Origin of the sequence: Ensifer sp. Root1252 (genome assembly GCF_001425885.1) — a bacterium.
In the GTDB taxonomy this organism is placed as follows: Bacteria; Pseudomonadota; Alphaproteobacteria; order Rhizobiales; family Rhizobiaceae; genus Ensifer; species Ensifer canadensis.
The window spans coordinates 89,446-109,833 of record NZ_LMDT01000008.1; the positions used below are offsets into that span (position 1 = coordinate 89,446).

General features: G+C 61.3%; 20 protein-coding genes. 7 read left to right on the forward strand and 13 right to left on the reverse strand.

Translation table 11 applies throughout. The features are described 5' to 3' along the window. Nucleotides 1-1,053 (reverse strand): ornithine cyclodeaminase, encoded by a 1,053-nt coding sequence (locus tag ASD02_RS10730; RefSeq protein ID WP_277996353.1) that lies wholly within the window; start codon nucleotides 1,051-1,053, stop codon nucleotides 1-3. A 124-nt stretch (nucleotides 1,054-1,177) separates the two neighbouring features. Between ASD02_RS10730 and ASD02_RS10735 the strand changes: the two genes are divergently transcribed. Together ASD02_RS10735 and ASD02_RS10740 are read left to right on the forward strand one after the other, a co-directional pair. Next, the gene (locus tag ASD02_RS10735; RefSeq protein WP_025428636.1) at nucleotides 1,178-1,603 is read left to right on the forward strand and encodes an Lrp/AsnC family transcriptional regulator; all 426 of its coding nucleotides are present in this window, start codon (nucleotides 1,178-1,180) and stop codon (nucleotides 1,601-1,603) included. A 59-nt stretch (nucleotides 1,604-1,662) separates the two neighbouring features. After that, nucleotides 1,663-2,184: a hypothetical protein gene (locus tag ASD02_RS10740; protein WP_057218102.1), complete on the forward strand. Its 522-nt coding sequence runs from the start codon at nucleotides 1,663-1,665 to the stop codon at nucleotides 2,182-2,184. A 124-nt stretch (nucleotides 2,185-2,308) separates the two neighbouring features. On the opposite strand, the gene ASD02_RS10745 is transcribed toward ASD02_RS10740, so the two are convergent. From ASD02_RS10745 to ASD02_RS10755, 3 genes are all read right to left on the reverse strand, one after another. Next, nucleotides 2,309-2,737 (reverse strand): OsmC family protein, encoded by a 429-nt coding sequence (locus tag ASD02_RS10745; protein WP_057218103.1) that lies wholly within the window; start codon nucleotides 2,735-2,737, stop codon nucleotides 2,309-2,311. Nucleotides 2,738-2,986: 249 nt separating this feature from the next. Then, complete coding sequence (locus ASD02_RS10750; protein WP_057218105.1) at nucleotides 2,987-4,576, reverse strand: ABC transporter substrate-binding protein; 1,590 nt, start codon at nucleotides 4,574-4,576, stop codon at nucleotides 2,987-2,989. 10 nt (nucleotides 4,577-4,586) lie between these two features. After that, on the reverse strand, nucleotides 4,587-5,273 hold the full coding sequence (locus ASD02_RS10755; protein ID WP_025428633.1) for an XRE family transcriptional regulator: 687 nt from the start codon (nucleotides 5,271-5,273) through the stop codon (nucleotides 4,587-4,589). A gap of 204 nt (nucleotides 5,274-5,477) precedes the next feature. Here ASD02_RS10755 and ASD02_RS10760 point away from each other — a divergent pair, with 204 nt between their 5' ends. From ASD02_RS10760 to ASD02_RS10780, 5 genes are read left to right on the forward strand one after another with little or no spacing between them, the layout of a single operon-like run. After that, complete coding sequence (locus ASD02_RS10760) at nucleotides 5,478-6,470, forward strand: ABC transporter permease (protein ID WP_038578191.1); 993 nt, start codon at nucleotides 5,478-5,480, stop codon at nucleotides 6,468-6,470. A gap of 12 nt (nucleotides 6,471-6,482) precedes the next feature. Beyond that, complete coding sequence (locus ASD02_RS10765) at nucleotides 6,483-7,388, forward strand: ABC transporter permease (protein WP_025428631.1); 906 nt, start codon at nucleotides 6,483-6,485, stop codon at nucleotides 7,386-7,388. Then, nucleotides 7,388-8,221: an ABC transporter ATP-binding protein gene (locus tag ASD02_RS10770; protein WP_025428630.1), complete on the forward strand. Its 834-nt coding sequence runs from the start codon at nucleotides 7,388-7,390 to the stop codon at nucleotides 8,219-8,221. The genes ASD02_RS10765 and ASD02_RS10770 overlap by 1 nt, the downstream gene beginning before the upstream one ends. Next, the gene (locus ASD02_RS10775; protein WP_057218107.1) at nucleotides 8,218-8,958 is read left to right on the forward strand and encodes an ABC transporter ATP-binding protein; all 741 of its coding nucleotides are present in this window, start codon (nucleotides 8,218-8,220) and stop codon (nucleotides 8,956-8,958) included. The genes ASD02_RS10770 and ASD02_RS10775 overlap by 4 nt, the downstream gene beginning before the upstream one ends. A 21-nt stretch (nucleotides 8,959-8,979) precedes the next feature. Beyond that, on the forward strand, nucleotides 8,980-9,486 hold the full coding sequence (locus ASD02_RS10780; protein ID WP_057218302.1) for a GAF domain-containing protein: 507 nt from the start codon (nucleotides 8,980-8,982) through the stop codon (nucleotides 9,484-9,486). A gap of 46 nt (nucleotides 9,487-9,532) precedes the next feature. Here ASD02_RS10780 and ugpC read toward each other — a convergent pair whose 3' ends face one another. The 9 genes from ugpC to ASD02_RS10825 form a co-directional block, all read right to left on the reverse strand. Continuing rightward, nucleotides 9,533-10,624 (reverse strand): sn-glycerol-3-phosphate ABC transporter ATP-binding protein UgpC, encoded by a 1,092-nt coding sequence (gene ugpC, locus ASD02_RS10785; RefSeq protein ID WP_025428627.1) that lies wholly within the window; start codon nucleotides 10,622-10,624, stop codon nucleotides 9,533-9,535. Nucleotides 10,625-10,863: 239 nt separating this feature from the next. After that, a complete protein-coding gene (locus tag ASD02_RS10790; RefSeq protein WP_025428626.1) occupies nucleotides 10,864-12,318 on the reverse strand; it encodes an extracellular solute-binding protein in 1,455 nt (484 codons plus the stop codon). Between the two features lie 41 nt (nucleotides 12,319-12,359). After that, nucleotides 12,360-13,388 (reverse strand): carbohydrate ABC transporter permease, encoded by a 1,029-nt coding sequence (locus ASD02_RS10795; RefSeq protein WP_057218109.1) that lies wholly within the window; start codon nucleotides 13,386-13,388, stop codon nucleotides 12,360-12,362. Further along, nucleotides 13,385-14,263 carry a sugar ABC transporter permease gene (locus tag ASD02_RS10800; protein WP_057218111.1) on the reverse strand — a complete coding sequence of 293 codons (879 nt, stop codon included), beginning with the start codon at nucleotides 14,261-14,263 and terminating at the stop codon, nucleotides 13,385-13,387. Before ASD02_RS10800 ends, ASD02_RS10795 begins: the two co-directional genes overlap by 4 nt. Continuing rightward, entirely contained in the window at nucleotides 14,260-15,192 is a 933-nt protein-coding gene (rbsK, locus tag ASD02_RS10805) for a ribokinase (protein WP_025428623.1), read from the reverse strand. The genes ASD02_RS10800 and rbsK overlap by 4 nt, the downstream gene beginning before the upstream one ends. Before the next feature lie 121 nt (nucleotides 15,193-15,313). Continuing rightward, complete coding sequence (locus tag ASD02_RS10810; protein ID WP_025428622.1) at nucleotides 15,314-15,769, reverse strand: RbsD/FucU family protein; 456 nt, start codon at nucleotides 15,767-15,769, stop codon at nucleotides 15,314-15,316. A 154-nt stretch (nucleotides 15,770-15,923) separates the two neighbouring features. Then, on the reverse strand, nucleotides 15,924-18,305 hold the full coding sequence (locus tag ASD02_RS10815) for an aldehyde dehydrogenase family protein (RefSeq protein WP_057220675.1): 2,382 nt from the start codon (nucleotides 18,303-18,305) through the stop codon (nucleotides 15,924-15,926). 5 nt (nucleotides 18,306-18,310) lie between these two features. Continuing rightward, nucleotides 18,311-19,324 (reverse strand): deoxyribose-phosphate aldolase, encoded by a 1,014-nt coding sequence (gene deoC, locus ASD02_RS10820; protein ID WP_025428620.1) that lies wholly within the window; start codon nucleotides 19,322-19,324, stop codon nucleotides 18,311-18,313. Between the two features lie 178 nt (nucleotides 19,325-19,502). Next, entirely contained in the window at nucleotides 19,503-20,234 is a 732-nt protein-coding gene (locus ASD02_RS10825; protein WP_038577837.1) for a DeoR family transcriptional regulator, read from the reverse strand. Between the last annotated feature and the right edge of the window lie 154 nt (nucleotides 20,235-20,388).

Below are 20,388 nucleotides of genomic sequence, written 5' to 3' on the forward strand. Positions count from 1 at the left end.
TCAGGCAACGCTCCGCTCGGCAATGACAGCGGCCGCCGGCTGCTTGAACAGTCCGTAGAGATCACGCGGATGCTCCGGCTGCGTCGTCAGGTCGAGCTCGGTGTAGAAGGCCGTGCCCTGGATCCTGTCACGAAGGAAGCGCAGCGCCGAAAAGTCTTCCGTGGCAAAGCCGACGGAATCAAAGATGGTGATCTGCGAGCCCAACCGGCGGCCTTCAGCCTCGCCGGCAATCACGCGCCAGAGTTCGATCACCGGGAAGTCCGGCGCCATCTGCTGGATTTCTCCTTCGATCCGCGTCTGCTCCGGATATTCGACGAAGACATCGGCACGGCGCAGGATATCGCCCTGCAGTTCGGTCTTGCCGGGGCAGTCGCCCCCTACGGCGTTGATGTGCACGCCGGCGCCGACCATATTGTCGGAGAGGATCGTCGCGTTGCGCTTGTCGGCCGTCACCGTCGTGATGATGTCGGCGCCAGCAACGGCCTCTTCTGCGGTCTTGGCGACAACGATATCGAAATCCATGTCGGCGAGGTTCTTCAGGAACTTGTCCGCCGCTTCGATGTCGATATCGAACACCTGCAGGCGCTTGATCCCGAGCAGGGCCCGGAAGGCGAGCGCCTGGAATTCCGACTGCGCGCCAAGCCCGATGATCGCCATCGAGCGGGCATCGGGGCGAGCCAGGTACTTTGCGGCCAATGCAGAGGTCGCCGCCGTGCGCAGACCCGTCATGATCGTCATCTCGGAGACGAGGCAGGGATAACCAGTGCTGACGTCCGAGAGAACACCGAAGGCCGTCACAGTCTGCAAGCCAACATTCGGATTCTTCGGGTGGCCGTTGACGTATTTGAAGCCGTAATGCTCGCCGTCGGACGTCGGCATCAATTCGATGACCCCCGTCTTCGAATGGCTCGCCAGCCGCGGGGTTTTCTCAAAAGCGTTCCACCTGCGGAAATCGTCTTCGATATATTCCGCAAGACCCAACAGGAACGTTTCAATGCCGATCGATTTGACCAGCTCGATTACGTTGCCGACACCGACATACTGAACCACGATTTCATCTCCATCGGGAAATTCGATGAGGTCAGCGTAGGCACGCAAGAAGCGAGTTGAAATTTTAAACTTGCGCAAAATCTTGCAAAAGATTGCGCAAATTGTACAACTCATCTATAAGATTTTTATGCATATCTTCGATGACCTCGATCACCAGCTTATCTCGCTTCTGCGAGAAGACGGCCGCGCGCCCTACTCCAAGGTCGCCTCGGTTCTCGGCATATCGCGTGCAACCGTACAGACGCGCATCGACCGGCTGCTGGAAACCGGGGCGGTGCTGGGCTTCACATTGCGCGTCCGCCAGGACTATGACCAGCGCGCCATTCGGGCAATCATGATGATCGAGGTCAGCGGGCGCACGACCACAAAGGTGATCAAATTCCTTCGCGGCCTGCCCGAACTCTATGCTCTCCACACCACCAATGGCGCCTGGGACATGGTGGCCGAAATTCGCGCCAACAGCCTCAGCGACTTCGACCGCATCCTGCGTGAAGTCCGCGACGTCGAAGGCGTGCTCAACAGCGAGACGAGCATTCTCCTCAGCACCATCTGACATCTAAGCTCCATCTGACAGGGGCGCATCCTCGCGCCCTCTCAAACACAGGCAAGACCGTGAGCCACATTCCCCAGATCGATTACGACACCGCTTCCGACGTTATCCGTTCCGCCCATGACGAAGAGATCCGCGTTCGCGGCCGCATGACCAACATGAAGCGTACGCTGCTGCATTCGCCCACAGCCCACCGGATCTATGCGGAATGGTTCACGCTCAGAGAGGAGTTGCGACCGGCGCTCGACGACCGGGCAATCTGGCTGCTGTCGCATGCGATCTCCGAGGCGATGAAATCGCCGATCGCGATGGGTTTTTTCCGCCGCGCCTTTGCCAATTCCGGCGTCGACTTTCATTCGATCGTGCCGACCTCGGACGAGCAGCGGCTGATCGACTTCGGCCGGGCGATCGTCGCCAATTCGAATGCGGTGCCTGCGGAAATCTGGGATGGGTTGAAAGCGCGCTATGACCATGCGGCACTCGTCAACCTCGTGGCGTTTGCCGGGATCATGGTCGCAACGGCGCTGTTCAACAATGTGGTTGAAGTCGAATTCGATGCGGAATTGGCGCCGTTCATGGACTGAAATCAGCCGTGGTTCATGGCCTAATCGAACCACATGACAGCGCCCGAAAGGCGCTGTCGCTCCATTGCATAATTTTCGCCTCGACTCGTTTCCGACCTAAGGACGTATGCAGCAGGAAGGCGGATCAATCCGCGTATCGGGTGGTGAATTCCGGATTGCCGCGCAAGGTGTTGCTAACGGTGCAGATTTCGTTTTCGGCGGCCTCGGCAATCGCATGCCGCGTCGCCTCATCGAAGTCACCCTTGATGTCGAACAGAATGTCGAATTTGGCGATGCGTGACGGTTCGTCATGCGCCTTCTCGCCCGTTACCTTGGCGCTGACTTCAGTCAGCCGGTCGAGGACGCCAAATCGGCTGGCGGCTATGCGGGCGCTCAATACCAGGCAGCTGGCGAGCGAAGCATAGAGCAGGTCAAGCGGTCCGTAGCCCGGCTGCGACGGGCCCGTCACGATATCCAGTTCGCCGCCGGTAACCGAAGTCACGTGCGGAAAGCCGGTCCTGCCCACCACTGCCGTGGCGCCTGTTTCTCGCGTCCTTACCTTCACGTCTGCCATTTTACTCGCCTTCTCCAATGTTCGCAGAAACGGGTTCAGCCACTACGCAGAAGTCCCGATTCGGCCGTGGTGCCGTGGGCCACTACAGCGCCGCGCGTCTTTTCAGACGCGCAAAGGTCGCTGTAGCACTTTGAATTATTGCATGTTTTTGTCCTTAAATCGGATGCGATTTAAGGAAACATGCGGTAGTGGCCCACGGCTCTGATATGTCCGCGCCCAGTCGCTGGCGCAAGTGAGCGCGCACAGGAATCAGTTCTTCTTGACGAGGCGGTAGAAGACGAAGTCGGAGGTGGCGCCGTTGACGTAACCTTCGACCTTGTCCTTCATCGCAACCTGAGTTGCGGCCTGGAACATGATCACGATCGGTGACGTTTCCTGCACCTTGCGCTGCAGATCGACATAGAGCGCCGAACGCTTGGCCGGATCGGCTTCCTTCAACGCAGCTTTCGTCGCTTCGTTGAGCTCTGCCGGGACTGCCCAGCCGTTACGCCATGTGGTCGTCGACTGATACTTGTCGTCCGCATTGTCTTCGTTATAGGCGAAGGCCTTGGCGTTCGAGTGCGGGTCCATGAAATCAGGGCCCCAATAGAGCAGCATGGCCTCATGCGTACGGGCACGGTACTTGGTGATGACCTGGCTGCCGGTTCCCGGGATGATGTCGAAGTTGATGCCGGCTTCGGCGAAGGAAGCCTGCAGCGACTGTGCCATGTCGGTGAACGGCGTCGAGTTGATAACATCGAGCGTCACCTTGATCGGCGTCTGGATGCCGGCATCGGCAAGGATCTTCTTCGCCTTTTCGACATCGTAGGTATAAGGCGTCTCGTCAAGCGAGCCCGGGAAGCCCTTCGGCCAGAAGGCCTGGTGGACCTCCATCTGGCCCTTCAGGAAGCTGTCAGTCATGCCCTTGTAGTCGACGAGATAACGGGCTGCTTCCCAGACGGCTGGCGGCTGCAGGGCTGCGGCCTTCTGGTTGAACGACAGGAAGTGGACGGCCGCCTGTGGGTAGGATTCGACCTTCATGCCGCTCTTGGCCCCAAGGCTTGCGACCTGGTCGGGCGTCAGGTTCTTCGCCATGTCGACGTCGCCGGTTTCAAGCATCAGCTGCTGGGTTGCGGCTTCCGCAACGTGACGGATGATCACGCCCTTGATGGCCGGAGCGCCGCCGAAATAGTTCGGGTTGCTCTGCAGGTTCAGAAGTTCCCCGGCGCGGAAAGCCTTGAGCACGAACGGGCCGGAACCGGCCGAGTTCGCCTTGAGCCAGGCATTGCCGTAGTCGCCGTCGGCTTCGTTCGCCTTGACGGCTTCCGCGTCGACGACCGAGGCCGGACGTGCCGCCAGAACGTTGAGTACGAACGCCGACGAGAAGTCGCCTTCATACTTGATCGTGACCTTGTTGCCGTCGGCAGTCACCATCTTGTCGATATTTTCAGGTGTCCAGCCGAGCTGCGTCAGGATGAAGGCAGGCGCCTTGTTGAGCGCGACGACGCGCTTGAAGGAGTAGACAACATCTTCGCCACGCAGCGGGTTGCCGGAGGAGAAGGTGACGCCATCTCGCAGGGTGAAGGTGATCGTCTTTGCCGCATCGTCGGCGGTCCATTCGCTGGCAAGACCAGGCGAAAGCTTCAGGACGTCGGGCGCATCATATTGCACCAAACGGTCATAGGTCTGCGTCACATATTCGCCGGACGAAAACTCGTAGGCTTCGGCCGGATCGATGCTGACGATATCGTCGATGTTCTGGGCAACCACCAGCACTTCGGCCGGGGTCTCCGCCAAAGCTGCCGGAGCCACGCTCAGCATAAGGGATGCCGCGAAAACCGCGGCCTTGAACATTCTCATCATCGCTCTCCTATTTTCGATGAGGTTTGGTTTTTGTTGTCGTCGCCGGCTTGGGGGTTGCCTGAGGCATACCGGTCTCGTTGGGCAAGGGTGTACGGGATCGGAACAGAGGCAGGGTGCCGGTCCAGATCAGCCGGACGGGCCGATCCGTCTTGTTCCACCAGTAGTGTGGCTGGATACCCCGAAAATGCAGGCCGTCGCCGGGGGTAAGTGTGGTCTCGTCGTCATCGAGACCGAACAGGATTTCGCCCTGCAGGACGTACACCAGTTCCTCGCCCTCATGGCTGAACACCTCCGAGCGGTGTCCGGCGGGGATGGTGATGACGAAGCTGGATAGCTGGTTCCCGGCAAAGTCCGCACCGATCCGCTCATAGGACACCGGCGAGCCGCCGACGGAAAAGACCATGCGCTCGCTGGCGCGTGACAGACCGGTATCGATCGCCGGTGCCAGGATGAAGTGGTTGAGCTCGGCGTTCAGCCCCTGGGCGATCTGCGCAAGCGTGCCGAGGGAAGGCATGGCGAGATCGCGCTCGATCTGGCTGAGATAGCCAACCGATACCCCCGCAGCATCGCTCAGCGCCTGCAGCGTCATATGCATCTGCCGCCGGCGCGCACGCAACAGCGCGCCGATCCGCGGCTGGCCCGCAGTCGCGGCCCTGGCGGATGCGGTCTCTGCATCCTCAGATGGCACGGTCACAATGGATTCTCCTCACCAGTAAAATTTTTTTGATTTAAGCAAACTTATTTATATACTCCAAGCGAATTCTTGCGCTATCGACAGCCGCGACCGCAAGCGAACGAGGGATGGAATCGCCACGTGGCAAACAACAACACGACTACAGCGCCCGCGCCGACGCGCCGCGCCGGGGCACAAAGCCCGGGCAGACGGCGCCTTTTTTCGCTGCTTGGCTTTCTCGTCACGCTTGGCGTGACCTTCATCGGGCTGCTCGCAATCACCTTCTTCATCGGCCGCATCGTGCCGATCGACCCAGTGCTCGCCGTCGTCGGCGACCGTGCCCCCGTCGCCGTCTATGAGCGCGTCCGCGAGGAAATGGGTCTCGATCGACCGCTGGCCGCCCAGTTCGTCAGCTATGTCGGCGATGTGGTCACCGGCAACTTCGGCACGGCAGTATCAACCGGCAAGCCGGTGATCGAGGATCTCGCCCGGGTCTTCCCGGCGACGCTGGAGATGGCGACGCTCGGCATCATCCTCGGCGTACTGATCGGCGTGCCGCTCGGCGTCGTCGCCGCAAGCCGCCGCGGCTCCTGGCTCGATCAGGGCATCCGCGTCGTCGGCCTGCTCGGTTATTCGGTGCCGGCCTTCTGGCTCGGCCTCGTCGGGCTCGCCGTCTTCTACGCGAAGCTGAAATGGGTCGGCGGCCCTGGTCGGGTCGATATCTTCTACGACGGCGTCGTCACCCCGATCACCGGCCTTATCCTCGTCGACAGCATCATCGCCGGCGACTGGGAGATCTTCCGCAACGCGGTCTGGCATCTCATCCTGCCGGCGTCCTGCCTCGGCTTCTTCTCGCTTGCCTATATCGCCCGCATGACACGGTCCTTCATGCTCGATCAGTTGAGCCAAGAATATGTGACGACGGCGCGGGTCAAGGGCGTTCCGGAACGGCTCGTGATCTGGCGCCATGCCTTCCGCCCGATCCGCGTGCCGCTGATCACCGTCATAGGGCTTTCCTATGCCGGCCTGCTCGAAGGCTCCGTGATGATCGAGACGATCTTTTCGTGGCCCGGCATCGGCAACTACCTGACCGTCGCCCTGCTCAACGCCGACATGGCGGCCGTCCTCGGCTCGACCCTGGTGATCGGCGCGGTCTTCATCGGCATCAACAAGATATCGGACGTGCTCTATCGCGTGCTCGATCCGCGTGCGCGCTAGGGAGAAGCGGACATGACAACACTTCGCGACTGGCTGATCGACGACAGCCCCGCCTCGCCGATGCAAGCGCGCCTTGGCAGGTTCTACCGGATTTTCGGCGCGCTGATGCACAATCCGCTCGCCGTGGTCGGCGCGATCATCATCCTGGTGCTCGTGTTGACCGCACTGTTCGCACCCTGGATCGCGACGCATGATCCGCTTCGCCAGGCACTCGGCGAGCGCCTGCTGCCGCCAAGTGCCGAGCATTGGATGGGAACCGACGAACTCGGCCGCGATATCTGGTCGCGCGTCGTCTATGGTGCACGTATCACGCTGGCGATCGTGACGCTGGTTGCCGTGCTTGCAGCACCTGCCGGCCTGGTGATCGGTGTTGCAGCCGGCTATTTCGGCGGATGGGTCGACCGCATCCTCATGGGCATCACCGACATTTTCCTGTCGCTGCCCAAGCTGATCCTGGCGCTTGCCTTTGTCGCGGCTCTCGGGCCGGGCATCGAAAACGCGATCATCGCCATCGCCATAACGTCGTGGCCCGGCTACGCCCGCGTCGCCCGTGCCGAGACGATGACCTTCAAGAACTCGGAATTCATCTCGGCCGTGCGCCTGCTCGGTGCGTCGAGCCTTCGGGTCAATCTTGGTCACGTCCTGCCGCTCTGCACATCGTCGATGATCGTGCGCGTCACGCTCGATATGGCGGGCATCATCCTGACGGCAGCCGGTCTCGGCTTTATCGGGCTGGGCGCCCAGCCGCCGCTTCCCGAATGGGGTGCGATGATCTCGCGCGGCCGTTCCTTCATTCTCGACCAGTGGTGGGTGGCAACCATGCCAGGCTTTGCCATCATCCTCGTCAGCCTCGGCTTCTGCTTCCTTGGAGACGGTCTGCGCGATGTGCTCGATCCGAAGAGCGGGGAGCAACGCTGATGAACCCGCTTCTCGAAATCGAAAACCTGCGCGTCACCTTCCCGACGCCGCGCGGCGACCTTGAGGTCGTCCGTGGCCTCTCCTTCACGCTCGGCCGCGAACGCCTTGGGATCGTCGGCGAGAGCGGTTCGGGAAAGTCGATGACCGGCCGCTCGATCCTGAAACTGGTGCGCGCACCGGGCCGGGTAACGGCAGACAAGCTGACCTTCGACGGCATCGACCTGCTGACACGCTCCGAACGGCAGATGCGCCCAATCCGCGGCGCCCGCATCTCGATGGTGATGCAGGACCCGAAGTTCTCGCTGAACCCGGTGATGACGATCGGCGAACAGATCGCCGAGGCCTTGCTGACGCATCAGCGTATGCCGCGCCGCGAAGTGAACAACCGCGTTCTGACCATGCTGGAATCGGTCCGGATCGCCGACCCGGAGCGCGTTGCGAAACTTTACCCGCACGAAGTTTCCGGCGGCATGGGCCAGCGCGTCATGATCGCAATGATGCTGATCCCGGAACCCGACCTCCTGATCGCCGACGAACCGACTTCGGCGCTCGACGTCTCGGTGCAGGCACAGGTCCTCGACATCATCGACGAACTGGTCAAGCGCAAGGGCATGGGCCTGATCTTCATCAGCCACGACCTCAACCTTGTTTCGAGCTACTGCGACCGGATCCTGGTGATGAACACCGGCGAGGTCGTGGAAGAGTGCAAGGCGGGCGAATTGATGAATGCCAAACACCCCTATACCCGTGGTCTGATCGCTTCGATCCCGCGTCTCGACGAAACCCGGACCGAGCTTCCCGTGCTCGACCGCAGCGCATGGGCAAAGAAATGACGGCGCTTTCCCTCAAGAACCTCGACATCTTCTACGGCGACGCGCACATCACGCACGACGTCAATCTCGAGATTGCCGATGGCGAAAGCTTTGCGCTCGTCGGCGAGAGCGGCTCGGGCAAGTCGACGGTGCTGAAGGCAATCGCCGGCCTGGCTCCCGAGTGGACCGGCGAAATCAACGTCTTCGGCAAACCGCGCAGCCACGGCATCGACCGGGCCTTCTCCCGTCAGTGCCAGATGGTGTTTCAGGATCCCTACGGCTCGCTGCATCCGCGCAAGACCGTCGATGCCACGCTCGGCGAAGCGCTGACCATTCACGGCATCGGCGATCGCAGTGCCCGTATCGAAGAGGTGATGTCCGCCGTTGGCCTCGACCGGAAATTCCGCTTCCGCTTTCCGCACCAGCTCTCCGGCGGCCAGCGCCAGCGTGTCGCCATTGCGCGTGCACTGATGTTGAAGCCGAAGGTGCTGTTGCTCGATGAGCCTACCTCGGCACTCGACGTGTCGGTACAGGCGGAAATCCTGAACCTGCTCAAGCGTTTGCGGCAGGAACAGAACCTGACTTTCCTCATGGTCACCCACAACCTTCCAGTCGTTTCCTTCCTTTGCGACCGGCTGGCAGTGATGCGGCAGGGCCGCATCGTCGAAGTGGCCGATGTCGCCGACCTCAAGCGTGGCGACCTCAAGGACCCCTATTCGCGCGAACTGATGCACATCAGCGCAGCGCACGCGAACTAATCAACATTCCAAGGACTTATGATGAACAGTGAACAGATCGCTGCCGCGTTGACTGAATTCGACGCGGCGATTGCCAAGGACATCGACGCGGACGCCGTATGGGGCGCGCTTCAGACGCTTTGCCGCCAGGTGATCGGCGCCAAGCTCTTCACGATCATGACCGTCGACATGGTCAACGAAGTCGCCCGTCGCGCCTATACATCGCATCCGGAGGAATACCCGACCTCCGGCACCAAGCCGATCCGCTACGACAGCTGGTTCGACATCGTGCACAAGGCGCATCAGACCTTCGTCGCCAATACGATTGTCGACATCTCCAAGGTATTCGGCGACCACGAAACGATCTGGGCACTCGGCTGCGGATCGGTCGCCAACATCCCCGTCGTTGTCGGTGGCGAACTGCTCGGAACCGTCAACTGCCTCGACGTCGAACATCATTACACGCCCGAGCGCGTTGCCCTGTCGAAGCATCTGGAACTGCCGGCCAAGCTGGCTTTCCTTGCCGCCGCTCGCTCGGCCAAGAACTGACATGTCGTGGCCGGGGGCATCGATTGCCCTCGGCCACGCCTTTGCCTCAGCGACCGATCGCCATGCCGGTCTGCTTCAGGAAGAAGTGCATCTTCTGCGTCTCGATCGGGACCTCGATCGTGTCGTCCGGCCTGACCCGCGATGCCGCGTGGATCTGTGCGGTGAACGCTGCCTGACCGACCTTGCCGAGCGCCAGTGTGTGCGGCCCCAGGGGCTCGATATCGCGTACCTGCACGGAGAGCTTCGGCGCATCGACGTCCGACGCCATCGTGTGCTCCGGGCGAATGCCAAGCACGACGGCCTGACCGATGAAAGCGCCGAGTTTCTCGGCTCGTGTGTCTGGTATCCTGGCTGCGATGCCACCATCCGCCTTGAACCATAGCCCGCCGTCGCCGCGCTCGAGCGTTCCCTCGACGAAATTCATGCTCGGCGCGCCGATGAATGCCGCGACGAACAGATTGCTCGGCGCCTCGTAGAGGGTGATCGGATCGGCGGCCTGTTCGATGCGTCCCTGATTCATGACGACGACGCGGTCGGCCATGGTCATGGCCTCGACCTGATCGTGGGTCACGTAGACGGCAGTCGTCTGAAGACGTCGATGCAACAGCTTGATTTCCGTGCGCATTTCAATGCGCAGCTTGGCGTCGAGGTTCGACAGCGGTTCATCGAACAGGAAAACATCGGGCTGGCGGACGATCGCGCGACCGATGGCGACGCGCTGGCGCTGGCCACCGGAAAGGGCGCTCGGCTTGCGATTGAGGTAGGCGCCGAGATTGAGAATACGGGCCGCCTCGGCGACGGATTTTTCGATGTCGGCCTTCGAAGTGCCCCGCACCTTCATGCCGTAGCCGATGTTCTCGGCCACCGTCATATGCGGGTAGAGCGCGTAATTCTGGAACACCATCGAGCAATTGCGCAGGCCCGGGCGTAAATCGGTGACGTCACGCTCGCCGATCCGCACCGTGCCCGAAGATGCCGTCTCAAGGCCGGCAATCATGCGCAGGGTGGTCGTCTTGCCGCAACCGGACGGCCCGACGAGAACGACGAACTCCCGGTCGGCGATTTCAAGATCGAGCGGCGGGATGACGGTGATGTTACCGAAGGACTTGGTGATCTGCTCCAACCGGACCTGGGACATGCTGACGCCTTTTCTGCTGACGATAGCCGGCGCGAAAAGCGACCGGGATACTGCATAATCCCTCAAATCGACATCGATCTGAGGAGAACTTTATGCAGCAGGTTTCAAGCGCCACAGCGTCTTTAGTGCGCCATATCTGACGCGCGGCGCTGTAGCGTAGCTGCAACCGGGACGGTGCGCCTCGGCCGCAGATATCGAGAAACCCGCCCCGGTCACTTCGGAGCGGGCGCTGGCTCATCCTATTTCTGTGGCAGGCCCATCGATGCGCGATAGGCAGCAAGCTGCTTGTCACGACCGAATTCGTCCGTCAGCTTGTTCCACTGCTCAGCGACGCTATCAAGCGCCTGTTGCGGTGTGACTTCGCCGGCAAGTGCCTTGGAAAGTTCGATTTCAAGCACTTCGGTGTAGGAGAAATAGCCCGGCAAACGCATGTCGAGCGCGATGTTCTTCGCGGTCACCGCCTCCTTCTGCGCGCCCAGGTACTCCTTGGCTTCACGCTCGGAGAAGATCTTCGACCAGAGATCGACATTGGTCGTGTGGGAGATGCGATAGGGATTGACGCCGGTACCGCCGGTGATCGCCGCCTGGCCGGAGACGGCAGGGCTCGACAGATACTGAATGTAGTTCCAGGCCGCTTCCTGCTTGGTCGACGATGCGGGTACCGCCGCCTGCCAGCCGCCGAACGCCATGAAGGAGGTCTGCACGACGTGGTCGAACTTGTCCCACTTCTTGGTCTTGTAGTTCCAGACCTCGTCCGAACCCGGCAAGGACGCCGAGCCGACATTGCCTGCCACCTTCGACTGCTTCGGGTCGGCGCCGATAACGCCGGTATCGCCCCAGCCGATCGACTCGGCAACCTGGCCGCCGGCAAACGCCGCGTTCACTTCGCCGAAAGAGAAGTTCAGGGCATTCGGCGGAGCGAGCTTCGAGGCGCGGATATATTCCTCGAGGCCGCGGACCCAGCCGGGATTGTTGACCTGCGCATCCATCGTGTCCGGATCGAAGAACATGCCGCCTGGATTGTCGGGATGGCTGGTGTAGCCGGCAACGTGGCTGAAGAGGAACCAGAACTGCTGGCCGCCGCGGCGGAAGGCTTCGGCCGTTCCCCACAGGTTGTTGGAGGGCTGGTTGAAATATTCGGCGATGTCGAGATACTGCTTCCAGGTCTTCGGCGGCGCCAGATCGTAGCCGTATTTCGCCTTGAAGGCCTTCTGGTTGTCGGCATTCTCGAACAGGTCGATACGATAGCTGTAAGTATGGGCGTCACCATCCATCGTCTGTGACAGGATCTTGCCGTTCCAGACCATCAACTGTTCGCGATAGACCGGTGCGATATCCTCCCAGTCGGCGCCTTTCTGCATGTCGGCGGGCATTTCCGACAGGAAATCGGTAAAGTCCGGCGCCCAAGCCGGCGCAAAGGCGATGACGTCAAAGGCATCTTCGCCCGATGTCAACGACGTAACGATTTTCGGATAGAGTTCCGACCACGGAAACTCGACCACCTTTACCTTGCCGCAGGTCTTTTCCTCCCAACCCTTGGCCGCAAGTTGCAGCGCGGACGCGATATAAGGCCCGGTCTGCGTGGTCGCCGTCAGTTCGACGCCGGAATAATCGGGGTCGCAGGCGAGTGCCGTGCCGGTGCTTGCCATGGCAAGGACACCCAGCGACGCTGATGTCAGTAGCAGTTTCCTCATTCTTTCCTCCCTTGAATGAATTCTTGCCGAAAAACAGGTCGTTATTTGATCGCCCCCAGCAGCAGACCGGAGCGCATGAGCCGGCTCAACAGCCCGGCCATGACCATCATCGGAATGATCGCCACCAGCGCGGCGGCGGAGATTGCCCACCACTCGTCGCCGCGCTGGCTGTTCTGACCAGCCACGAGGATCGGCAGCGTCTGCCATCTCGAATTGGTCAGGAACAGCGCGAACAGGAACTCGTTCCAGACGAAGGCTAGCGTGATCATGAAAGTCGCGATCAACCCCGGCTTCGACATCGGCAGAACGATGCCGAAGAAAATCCGCCAGGACGGAACGTTGTCGACCATGGCCGCCTCTTCGACTTCGACTGGCAGCGCTTCGAAGAAATCGCGCATCAGCCAGATGACGATCGGCAGCGAGAAGGCGACATAGGCGAAGGTCAGGCCGATATAGCTATCGACCAGCTTGAAGCCGAGCTTGCCCATTTCGGTGTACATCAGATAGAGCGCGAAGGCGGCAACGATTGGCGGGAACATGCGCTGGCTGACGAACCAGAAGACGATGTCGTTGTTGCCGAGTTCAGGCCCCGGCAACCGGAAGCGACTTGAGAACACCGCCAGCGCCAAGGCGGCGATGAAGGCGTAGATCAGCGAGATCCCCTGCCCGAAGCCGAGCACATTGCGACCGAGCAGGAAGCCGCCGAAGGCGATGACGACGAAGATTAGGGCGGAGGCCAGCCGGAAGCGGAAGGTAAAGCGCACCAGCGCATAAGCTGCCATCGCGCCGATGCCTGTCGCGAGGACAGACGCTGAAAGGCCGATGATCGTCGAGGCCAGGAAGGTGTTGTAGAACTGGCCACGCTGGCCGGACAGAAGTTCGCGCCAGGCCGTGAGGCTCGGCTCGAAATCGACGAAGGGCAGATAGGTCGGCCCGCCGACGACGGCGATCGGCGTCTTGAACGACGTGATCAGGACCCAATAGAGCGGGAAGAAAGTAATGGCGAGCCAGATGAGGCAACCGCCGAGCGCGACCCAACGCCGTTTCCCCTTGAGGGTGCGCACGCTCATTTGTGCTTCTCCAGATACGGCTTGAGGATGGCGAGATAGACGAGGCCGATCACCGTGATGACGATCAGGAACAGAAACGACAGCGCCGAGGTGTAGCCGAGATTGAATTTCTTGAAGCCCTCCTGATAGGCAAAGAGCGTCAGCGTTTCGGTCGAGATTCCAGGCCCGCCGCCCGTCATCACGAAGACCGTGTCGATAATCTTGTAGCTTTCGATCAGCCGGATGAAGACGACAGCAACAGAGATCGGCAGCAGCATCGGAAAGGTGATGTCGCGGAACTGTTGCCAGGGTGTCGCGTTCTCCAGCGCCGCGGCCTCGTAGACGTCATCGGGCAGCGTCTGCAGCCCGGCCAGCAGCATCAGAATGACAAAAGGCGTCCATTGCCAGACCTCGACGGCGATAATCGACCCGAGCGCCCAACTCGTCTGCGTCAGGAACGGCAAATTGGGAAAACCGAGAGCACTCATCAACTCGTTGAGCGGACCCATCGTCGGATTGAGAACCTGACGGGCGATCAGCGCCACAGCAACCGGGGCCACCAGCATCGGCAATAGAAAGCTGACGCGAAAGATGCCCTCGCCCGGCACACGGGAATTAAGCGCAAGCGCGACGGAAAGGCCGATCACATATTGCAGGCCGACGGAGATGAACGCGATCAGCGTGGTCGTGCCCGCAACATGCCAGAAGCGTGGGTTCTGTAAGAGATCCGCATAGTTGCCAAAACCGACGAAACGCGCCGGCATCGGCGGCACCAGACGCATGCTCATGAAACTGGTGGTCAGCGAATAGATCAACGGAAAGATGGAAATCACCAGGACGATGATGAGAGCCGGCCAGATGAAAAAGTGCTTGATCGGGTCGTTGCGCGTGGTCATGCGGCCGCCCCTCGCCCAAGTAGAGCCTCTATCTCCGCAAGGGTCGGCATGGCAGGTGCTGTGCCGCGGCGGGTAACCGAGATCCCGGCCGTCGCGCAGCCGAAGCGTGCTGCCTCAACCGGGGCCAATCCCCGCGCCAGTGCCGCCGAGAACCCGCCGACGAAGGCATCGCCCGCACCGGTCGTGTCGATAACCGCGCCGCTTGCCATCGCCGGGACGAAAACGGACTGGCTCTCACTGTGGAGAAGGACGCCCCGTTCGCCGAGAGTGATCAACGCGGACTTTGCGCCCTTCTTCAGAAGGGCGTCACCTGCCCGCCGCGCATCGTCGGCCGTGGCAAGAGCAAATCCGACCAGCGCTGCCGCTTCGGTCTCGTTCGGCACGATGTAATCGCAAAGCGGGTAGATCGCATCCGGGAAGGGTTCCGCCGGCGCCGGATTGAAGACGGTGACGACACCTGCCGCATGTGCGATTTCGAGCGCTCGCTGGGCGGCAGCCGCAGGCTGCTCCAGCTGCGTGACGAAGATGCGCGATCCTTCGATCGTTTCTCGCGCCGCCTCGACATCGTCGATACCGATCGACCCGGCCGCACCGGGATAGACGATGATCGCGTTCTCGCCATTCTGGTCGTTGACGTAGATGAAGGCCGCACCGGTCGGAAGGTCGTCCATCTGGACGATCTTGGGTGTCACGCCTGCCTCGGCATAGGTACGAAGCGCCATCTCGCCGAAGGTATCGCGCCCGATTTTCGAGATGAAGGAAACCTGACTGCCCGCCCGCGCTGCGGCGACGGCCTGGTTCGACCCCTTGCCACCCGGCCCGACCGAAAAGCCGCTGCCGGTAATCGTTTCGCCGACAACGGGCATGCGCCGCGCCAGATAGGCCGTATCGGCCACGAAGATCCCCAGGATCGAAACACCAACCTTCATTCCTGCCTCCCCTGGTCAGGCCGCGACGAAGGACGAAGCGGAGATCCAGCTAAATTTCACAACTTCAAGATCTTACGACGATCAGCTCAGGCGGCTGATGCTTAGGCTAACGTATGGTCAGCTAGGCCGTTTCCGGTGGAATGACGCCCTTGGTGAAAAGGAAGCAGCCATAGAAGCGCGTCTCGCCGGTGGTTATGACGCAATAGGCCTTCTTGGCTTCCTCATAAAACGCAAAGCGTTCGATGCCGTACATCGGCGCAGGCTTGCCCTCGGCGCGGTCGATTTCGGCCTGGACCTCCTGTTGCACGCCGGGAATTTCCGTCGGCGCCCCCATGATCTCCATGCGCCCGGCCGAAGGCTGCAACGGCGTGTCGAGCGGCAATACCGACAGGACCGCCTTCACGGCGCGTGCAGCAGATACGTTGTCGATCCGCAAAAGCTTGCCGAGCGTGGTCTGCCTGGCGATCGCATCGGATGGGAAATTGGTGTCGGAGATGACCAGTGTATCACCGTGCCCCATGGAACGAAGCGCGTGCAGAACATCGGCATTGAGCGCCGGGTCCAGATTTTTCAGCATAGACAACCCTCCTCCAGACGCCCGCTCGCATGCTCCCGAGTGGCGTGAAACTGCGTGCCGCCATGTCGGCGCCACGCTCTCCCAAATCTAACCATGCAACGTTGCAGTCGCTGCATTCTCGAGCCGGCTCCCCCCGCCCCGAGATGGGGATCCCTTACTCGCCGTAAGGGATCCAGATGTTTTTGACGTCGGTGGCGCGGCGCAGATAGGCTTGTCCTTCTGCGGAGCGATCGAACCAGTCGGTCGCCTTGCCATTGTCGACAAAGGTCCGCTTCAGGTTCCCTGCCGAGAGCTTTTCGACCATTGTCGAAAGCTCCTGCGTGCCGAAGGCCCAGAGCGCGTCGACGTCGTTGTGGCTTGCCAGCGTTTTTGCCAGCTCCATCGCCGAGCCCGTGACGATGTTGATGACCCCCGCCGGAACATCGGACGTCTCGAGGATCGAGTAGAAGTCCGTCGCTGCCAACGGGTGCTGTTCGCTTGGAACCGCAACGACGCGGTTGCCGGTAGCGATCAACGGTGCCACCAGACTGATGAAGCCGAGCAGCGGCGCTTCCGTCGGGCAGACGACACCGACGACACCGATCGCTTCGGGCATGGCAAGCGCGACGCCGCGCAGCGGCGGCAGATGGACCACGCCCTCGTATTTGTCGGCCCAGGCGCCGTAGCTGAAGAGCCGAGAGATCGAAGCCTCGACCTCTGCCTTCGCGTTGGCTGCCGAGGCGCCGGTCATCGCGACGATACGGTCTGCAAATTCATCCGCCCGGCCGCTCAGGTTTTCGGCGACGTAATAGAGGATCTGTGCACGATTATGCGACGTCGCCGACGCCCAGCCGGAGGCCGCATGCGCCGCAACGACGGCGTTGCGGATATCCTTGCGGTTGCCCTCACCGACCTCGCCGAGCACTTTGCCCTTCGGCGAAAGGACAGGGCGCGAATAGTTGCCATCCGGGCGCGCCTGCTTGCCGCCGATGAAAAGCTTGGCCGTGCGATCGAGCGACGGCAGCGAGAAATCGCCGGACGCCTGCTTCAACACCGGTTCTGCCGGTGCTGCACGCAGCTTGCGACCGACCCAGGCCTTGGGCTTCAGATATTCGTAGCAGCCTTCGCGGCCGCCCTCGCGGCCGAAGCCGGATTCACGCTTGCCGCCAAAACCGGCCGCAGCGTCAAAGAGATTGGTGGCATTGACCCAGACGACGCCGGCCGCAAGCTTGGCTGCGACGTTCAGCGCCAGGCCGATCGTTTCGCTCCAAACGCTTGCGGCCAGGCCGTAGCGCGAATGGTTGGCGAGCTGGATTGCCTCCTCCGGCGTGCGGAAGGTCATCGACACGGCGACGGGTCCGAAGATTTCCTCGGTCGCGACGATCGAAGTCGGCTGCACGTTGGTGAGCAAGGTCGGCGGATAGAAGCTGCCGCCCTTCGGCAGCTCGATCTTCGGCTGGTGAAGCTTCGCGCCTTCGGCGACGCCCTTGGCGACCAGGCTCTCGATGCGCTGCAACTGCACCGGCGCAACAATCGCCGCCATATCGATCGCCTTGTCGAGCGGATGGCCGACGCGCAGGGTCTGCATGCGCCGCGTCAGGCGCTCGTAAAAGAGCGGAGCGACGCCTTCCTGCACCAGAAGTCGGGAACCGGCACAGCAGACCTGGCCCTGGTTGAACCAGATCGCGTCTACCACACCTTCAACGGCGCCATCGATATCAGCGTCGTCAAAAACAATGAAAGGCGACTTGCCGCCGAGCTCAAGCGTCAGCGATTTGCCGGTACCAGCCGTCTTTTCGCGGATCAGGCGGCCGACCTCCGTCGAGCCGGTGAAGGCGATCTTGTCGATATCCGCATGCTCGACGATCAGCGCGCCTGTTTCGCCTTCGCCGGTCACGACGTTCAGCACGCCGGCAGGCAGTCCGGCTGCAGCGGCAAGTTCCGCGAAAAGCAAGGCCGTCAGCGGCGTGAACTCGGCCGGCTTGAGGATGACCGTGTTGCCCAGCGCCAGGGCCGGCGCGACCTTCCAGGCGAGCATCAGGAACGGAAAATTCCACGGGATGACCTGACCGACGACGCCAACCGGCACCTGATCGGCAAACTCGGTTTCCTGCAGCTGCGCCCAGCCGGCGTGGTGGTAGAAGTGGCGGGCGGCCAGCGGAATGTCGATGTCGCGCGTTTCACGGATCGGCTTGCCGTTGTCGATCGCCTCGACCACCGCGATCAACCGCGCATGGCGCTGGATCATGCGGGCAAGGGCATAGAGGTGGCGGGCACGTGCATGGCCCGGCAGCTTGGCCCAGGACCCTTGCGCCTTTCGTGCCGCCGCGACCGCGTCGTCCACGTCCTTGGCGCTACCCAGGGCGACCTTTGCCAGAAGAGCGCCGGTTGCGGGTTCAAAGGTTTCGAAGGCCTTGCCGGAGGAAGACGCGACAAAAGCACCGTTGATGAAGTGGCCGAACTCGCCTTTGTGGCGCGCCAGCCACTGGCGAGCTTCGGTGTCGGCTTCCGGTGCGGGACCATAGGACATTTCGTCAAAATACCTTGCGACTGTCATCGGGATCATCCAATCGGGTGTCGGTTGAGGGCCGAGTAGGCGCCGGTCACGTGATGCTCCAGCTGGCGTTCGATATCGCCGAGGAGGCTCGATGCGCCGACGCGGAAAAGGTCCGGCTCCAGCCACTCACGACCGAGTTCGTCCTTCATCAGGAACTGGTAGTTGAGGATATCCTTGGCGGCCGAGATGCCGCCGGCCGGCTTGTAGCCCACCTTGATGCCGGTGCGTTCCTGATAGGCGCGGATCATGCGCAGCATCACCAGCGTCACCAGAAGGGTGGCGTTGACGCCTTCCTTGCCGGTGGAGGTCTTGATGAAATCGGCGCCCGCCATCATGCAGACGAGCGAAGCGCGGGCCACATTGCGCAGCGTCTTCAGGTCGCCGGTCGCCAGGATCGCCTTGACATGCGCATCGCCGCAGGCGGCGCGGAAGTCGCGCATCTCGTCATAGAGAGCCTGCCAATTGCCGGTCAGCACATGCTCGCGGGTAATGACGATGTCGATTTCCTTGGCGCCATCGGCAACCGAAGCCTCGATCTCGCGCAGCTTGACGTCATGCGGAATGAGGCCGGCAGGAAAACCGGTGGAGACGGCGGCAACCGGAATGCCCGAACCTTCAAGCGCGTCGACGGCGGTCGAAACGAAACGATGATAGACGCAGACGGCGCCGGTGGTGATACCGCGACTGCCCATGCCAAGCGCATCGAGAATGTCCTGGCGAACCGGCTGGCGCGCCTTGGCACAGAGCCGCTTGACGCGTTCGGTCGTGTCGTCGCCGTTGAGCGTCGTCAGGTCGATGCAGGTCACGGCCTTCAGCAGCCAGGCGGCCTGCGCGTCCTTCTTCACCGTCCGGCGACCAGGCAGCGTCGAGACGCGTCGTTCGGCAGCCGAAAGGTTGACACGCTGGTCGACAACCCAGCCGAGATCAAGCTCCATGCCATCGTTGCGCGGCCAGTTATGGCCAGCGGCCACAGGTGCCACGGCTTTCGCGGCCACATTCTTCACAGCAAGGTCTTCCAAGCGATTGCTCCTCGAACTCCCTGACATCGCGGCACGATAGCACGGCTGTTACCCGTGTCGGCGGCGATTCTCATTTTGTTATTTTTCTATCGTATTTTTGTTAGCATTCCACCAGAAACGCGACGTGTCAAGCGACCTATCGCGTTTCGGTGAAATGCTGCCATTTTTTGGCGAGGTCTCAGATCACCGGAATGCGCGTGTCGCCGTCCTCGGTGATCACCGAACGAAAGACGTTCATCGGTGCAAAGAATGCGGGCTTCAGCTTGCCGATCTTGCTCAGGTCGACAACGAGGTGGCTTTCGCGCGCGAGCGAGATCACCTTCTGCTTCACCGCCACCTCATGAAAATGCACGCAGGTTGCACCACGTCCCGGGTCCACGCCTGCGGCCGAGAGAAAGGCGACATTGATCCCAAGCAAATCGAGCGTTTCCAGCCCAGAATTCCCCGAGAACGACGCCGAGGCCGGATGATAGACACCGCCGAGCATGACGATGCGGACATTGGGTTTTCGCGTCAGCCTGTCAGCAACATTTAACGAGTAACAGACTGCAGTAATTGAATAATTGTCCGGAATGAGATCGACCAGATACTCGAGCGTCGTACCGCAATCGATAAAGATGGTTTCGTCCGGACGAATGTGCTGCGCCGCATGGACACAGGCCTCGCGTTTTGCCGCTGCATGACTGTCGGCCTCGCGCGCCAGCTCATAGGGCATATCGCCATCGATCTCGCCCGCAGGCACGATGTGGCCGCCGAGGAAGGTGAATTGCCCGGGATTATCGGCGACATCCCGCCGGATGGTCATCTCGGAAACCCCGAGCAAGGCAGCGGCATCGCGCAGATGAAGAACGCGACGGCCGGAGAGCGCGTCGGCGAGTTGAATGATGCGGGCTGTCTTGCGGCTGGCCATAATCGTTCCGTCTGTCCGGTCGTTCGAGCCAAAACATCACAGCAGAGATGGCCGAACACAATTTGTGACAATTATCACAAAGTGTCGTTATTCGGCAAGTAACTTCACACGACCCGGCAAAAGCAGACGACGGAGACCGCAATGCAAGCCTCCG

Bases quoted from the DNA above. Each gene is read 5' to 3' on its own strand.
- ASD02_RS10780 (WP_057218302.1), top strand. From the start codon at position 8,980: ATGAACAGTGAACAGATCGCTGCCGCGTTGACTGAATTCGACGCGGCG.
- ASD02_RS10750 (WP_057218105.1), bottom strand. From the start codon at position 4,576: ATGAGAATGTTCAAGGCCGCGGTTTTCGCGGCATCCCTTATGCTGAGC.
- ASD02_RS10795 (WP_057218109.1), bottom strand. From the start codon at position 13,388: ATGAGCGTGCGCACCCTCAAGGGGAAACGGCGTTGGGTCGCGCTCGGC.
- ASD02_RS10800 (WP_057218111.1), bottom strand. From the start codon at position 14,263: ATGACCACGCGCAACGACCCGATCAAGCACTTTTTCATCTGGCCGGCT.
- ASD02_RS10735 (WP_025428636.1), top strand. From the start codon at position 1,178: ATGCATATCTTCGATGACCTCGATCACCAGCTTATCTCGCTTCTGCGA.
- ASD02_RS10765 (WP_025428631.1), top strand. From the start codon at position 6,483: ATGACAACACTTCGCGACTGGCTGATCGACGACAGCCCCGCCTCGCCG.
- ASD02_RS10825 (WP_038577837.1), bottom strand. From the start codon at position 20,234: ATGGCCAGCCGCAAGACAGCCCGCATCATTCAACTCGCCGACGCGCTC.
- ASD02_RS10775 (WP_057218107.1), top strand. From the start codon at position 8,218: ATGACGGCGCTTTCCCTCAAGAACCTCGACATCTTCTACGGCGACGCG.
- ASD02_RS10815 (WP_057220675.1), bottom strand. From the start codon at position 18,305: ATGACAGTCGCAAGGTATTTTGACGAAATGTCCTATGGTCCCGCACCG.
- ASD02_RS10790 (WP_025428626.1), bottom strand. From the start codon at position 12,318: ATGAGGAAACTGCTACTGACATCAGCGTCGCTGGGTGTCCTTGCCATG.
- rbsK (WP_025428623.1), bottom strand. From the start codon at position 15,192: ATGAAGGTTGGTGTTTCGATCCTGGGGATCTTCGTGGCCGATACGGCC.
- ASD02_RS10810 (WP_025428622.1), bottom strand. From the start codon at position 15,769: ATGCTGAAAAATCTGGACCCGGCGCTCAATGCCGATGTTCTGCACGCG.
- ugpC (WP_025428627.1), bottom strand. From the start codon at position 10,624: ATGTCCCAGGTCCGGTTGGAGCAGATCACCAAGTCCTTCGGTAACATC.
- ASD02_RS10770 (WP_025428630.1), top strand. From the start codon at position 7,388: ATGAACCCGCTTCTCGAAATCGAAAACCTGCGCGTCACCTTCCCGACG.
- ASD02_RS10745 (WP_057218103.1), bottom strand. From the start codon at position 2,737: ATGGCAGACGTGAAGGTAAGGACGCGAGAAACAGGCGCCACGGCAGTG.